The sequence below is a fragment of the Sphingomonas sp. genome (genome assembly GCF_031372575.1).
Taxonomy (GTDB): domain Bacteria; phylum Pseudomonadota; class Alphaproteobacteria; order Sphingomonadales; family Sphingomonadaceae; genus Sphingomicrobium.
The window spans coordinates 1-3005 of record NZ_JANMLM010000095.1; the positions used below are offsets into that span (position 1 = coordinate 1).

Annotated in this window: 3 protein-coding genes; 1 reads left to right on the top strand and 2 read right to left on the bottom strand. The window is 65.2% G+C overall.

Going from position 1 to position 3005, the window contains the following annotated elements; genetic code table 11:
* Nucleotides 1-63: 63 nt before the first annotated feature.
* Nucleotides 64-387: an FYDLN acid domain-containing protein gene (locus tag RMN73_RS09675; RefSeq protein ID WP_309603119.1), complete on the bottom strand. Its 324-nt coding sequence runs from the start codon at nt 385-387 to the stop codon at nt 64-66.
* Nucleotides 388-516: 129 nt separating this feature from the next.
* On the opposite strand from RMN73_RS09675, the gene cmk reads away from it, so the two are divergent.
* Nucleotides 517-1179, top strand: a complete 663-nt coding sequence (gene cmk, locus RMN73_RS09680; RefSeq protein WP_309603120.1) for a (d)CMP kinase — start codon at nt 517-519, stop codon at nt 1177-1179.
* Here cmk and RMN73_RS09685 read toward each other — a convergent pair.
* On the bottom strand, nt 1169-2551 hold the full coding sequence (locus tag RMN73_RS09685) for an RNB domain-containing ribonuclease (RefSeq protein WP_309603121.1): 1383 nt from the start codon (nt 2549-2551) through the stop codon (nt 1169-1171). The two genes, cmk and RMN73_RS09685, sit on opposite strands and share 11 nt — an antisense overlap.
* Nucleotides 2552-3005 lie beyond the last annotated feature (454 nt).

Here is a 3005-nt window from a genome sequence, read left to right on the forward strand (position 1 = left end):
GATGTCTAAGGCTGCAAACCCCAAATCACCGCACCGGCAAAATCACCGGCAGGCCGCGAAAACTTAATGTTCGTCGTCGTTGTCGCTTTTGGTGACGACCAACTCGTCCTCGCCGGTGGCCAGGTCGACTTCATCGTCGGCGCTGATTTCCTCATCCTCGTCGGGCACCAGATCCTCGGCGCCGAGATCGCTGTCGACCGCCTCGGGCTTGTCGGCGGCCGGGGTGGCGACCTCGAACGGCATCGGCTGCTTCGACTTCAGCACCGGCTCGGGATTGAAGGTGTGGCCGCACTCGATGCAGCCCACCGGGTCATCCTTGCCGAGATCGTAGAAACGGGTCGCGCATTTGGGACAAGTGCGCTTGGTGCCCCATTCGGGCTTCACCATGAATAAACTCCAGTCAGCTAATCGGTTGATCGCTCCGTCAGCCCCAACCTTTATTGGTAAAGCTGGGCCACGGAGCATGCGGCGCGGGCATTGCCATAGCCACAGCCGACTGTCAAAGCGCAGCCCATCGTGACCAGTCCAGCAACCACCGATACGCCCTTCGTAATCGCCGTCGACGGCCCGGCGGCGAGCGGCAAGGGCACCATCGCCCGCGCTTTGGCCGATCATTATGGCCTGCCGCACATGGACACCGGGCTGCTGTACCGCGCCGTCGCGCTCAACCTGTTCCGCTTCGGCGGCGATCCGGGTAATGAGCTGGAGGCGGTGCGGGCGTGCGACCTGTCGGTGATCTCGTTCGACGATGACGAATTGCGCAGCGAAATCGTCGGCTCCTACGCCTCACGCATCTCGGCTTACCCCGCCGTCCGCGCGCATCTGCTCGAGCGGCAGCGGAGCTTCGCCGCGCAGGCGGGCGGAGCGGTCCTTGACGGGCGCGACATCGGCACCGTGATTGCGCCCGATGCGACCGCCAAATTATTCGTCACCGCCGCGCCCGAGGTCCGCGCCACGCGCCGCCTCGCCGAGCTCATCAAGCGCGGGATGAACGTCCATTACGACGAAGTCCTCGCCGACATTCATGCCCGCGACGAGCGCGATTCGGGGCGCGATGCAGCGCCTTTGGTGCAGGCCGATGATGCGCTGTTGCTCGACACCAGCGATATGGACGTCGATCAGGCGATCGCCGCCGCGCTGGCACTTGTCGAAGCGCGGCTGGCAGCGGTTACGCGCTGAGCGAAAATTCCAGCTTCCGCGTTTCGGGATCGGCGAGGTCGAGGCGGACCTTGATCGCGGCGCCCGACGCGACCTCGGCGTCCTTCAACCGGCTGACCACGGGCAATCCGCACAATTGGATTCGCGGGCCGCGCTGGTCGACGTCGGTGACCACGGCCTTGAAGGTTTCGCCGATGCGGTCCTTGAGGATGATCGCTTCGGCCAGGTCGATCACCCCGCGCTGGATATTGCCGCCCAATGCATCGGCGCGCGCCATCACTTTGGGCAATCGCGTGAAGGCGTCGAGGATCGCCGGAGGGACCGGCTGGCCATTGGCAACCGCGAGGGCCGCCATCACCACATAGCGGTCGGCGAGGCGGCGCAGCGGGGCGGTGGCGTGGGCATAGGTCGCGGCCATCGCGGCGTGCCACGGCACGACCCCCTCGGCGAACGGGGCGTAGCTGGCGCCGGGGCTGGCGTGGCGGATCGCGAGCAGCAGTGCCGCCTGGTTCGTGTCGGCGGGATCGAGCATCCGCTCCATCGCGGGCACCTCGCGCCCCTTGGGCCAATCGATGCCCATCGCCTTGGCGGTATTGCGCAGCCGCTTCAATGCCCAGCCCTCGGGTTCGGGCATCACACGGAACAGTCCGGTGCGATGCTTGAGCAACGCGTCGGCGACCGCAAGGTTGTTGGCCAGCGACAGCGCGGCATTCTGCGCCTCGGCGGGGCTTTGCGGGCTCAGGCGGAGGTCGAAATGGCCGTCATGCTCGACCACTTCCTGCTCGGGCGGGTCCGACCGGCTGGCCCCGCGCCTGGCCTCGGCGGCGGCGATGCGGCGCTCGAGCTCGGCAAACCCGTCGGGCAGATCGGCGGCGGTGACGCTCTCGTAGCCAAGCTTGGCGCGGCTGCGGATCTTGACTCGCTGGACCGTCTCAAGCGTCGCAGTTCCATCGGCGGCAACGGCGGTGGAAAACAGGATCGCGGGGCGGACGACGTCGGGCAGCAAGCTCGCCGCGCCCTCGCTCAGGATCTGGGGATACAGGCTGACCTTGCCATCGGGCAGATATTGCGAAGTGCCGCGCGCCCACGCCTCGGTGTCCATCGCTCCGCCGTCATCGACGAACCACGCGACATCGGCGATCGCATAATGGCAGATGACATCGTCCCCTCGAACCTCGATCGCGAACGCCTGATCAAGGTCACGCGACGACGCCGGATCGAGCGTGACAAAATGCATCTCGGTCTTGTCGACATGGTCGCTCAGCGGCCGCTTAACCGCCGCCTCGGCCTCGGCGACCACCTCGGGCGGGAAGGCGTCGGGGAGCTGATACTGCAAGCGGATCGCCGCAAGACCATCGGTAAGGATCTGCCCGGGATCGCGAAGTGTCTTCATGGCGCTGGGTGCTAGCCGGTCGCGCCGACCCGCGAAAGCCCGAGCTTAGCTTCTGACGGCGACAGTTATTGCGGGCATCAGGCGCAAAGCGCTAATGTCTGCTTTGGGTGGAAAGCGGACGTTAGGCGCCAATGTCAGGAATGGGTGGAAAACAGAAATTAGAGACGGATGGATTTGCCGATCGCCGCGTGAGCGGTGAACGGCATCGGATGGCAGCGAAACTTACGCCGGGTGGGGCAGATCTCTTTACGGGCGGCGTTAAATTTCTATTAGGCGCGACTCGGCGCTGCGTGCTTGCATCGGTCCCGGAACGACTTCTTGGCTGGAGTTCGTGGCGTTTTTTGCCGGCATTGCCGTTCCAGAGCGGACGGGGTCGTCCAGTCCGGAACTAGGGGACAAGATCATGCACAAGCTAATTCTAACTGCCCTTGGGGCGGGACTGATGCTGTCAGCC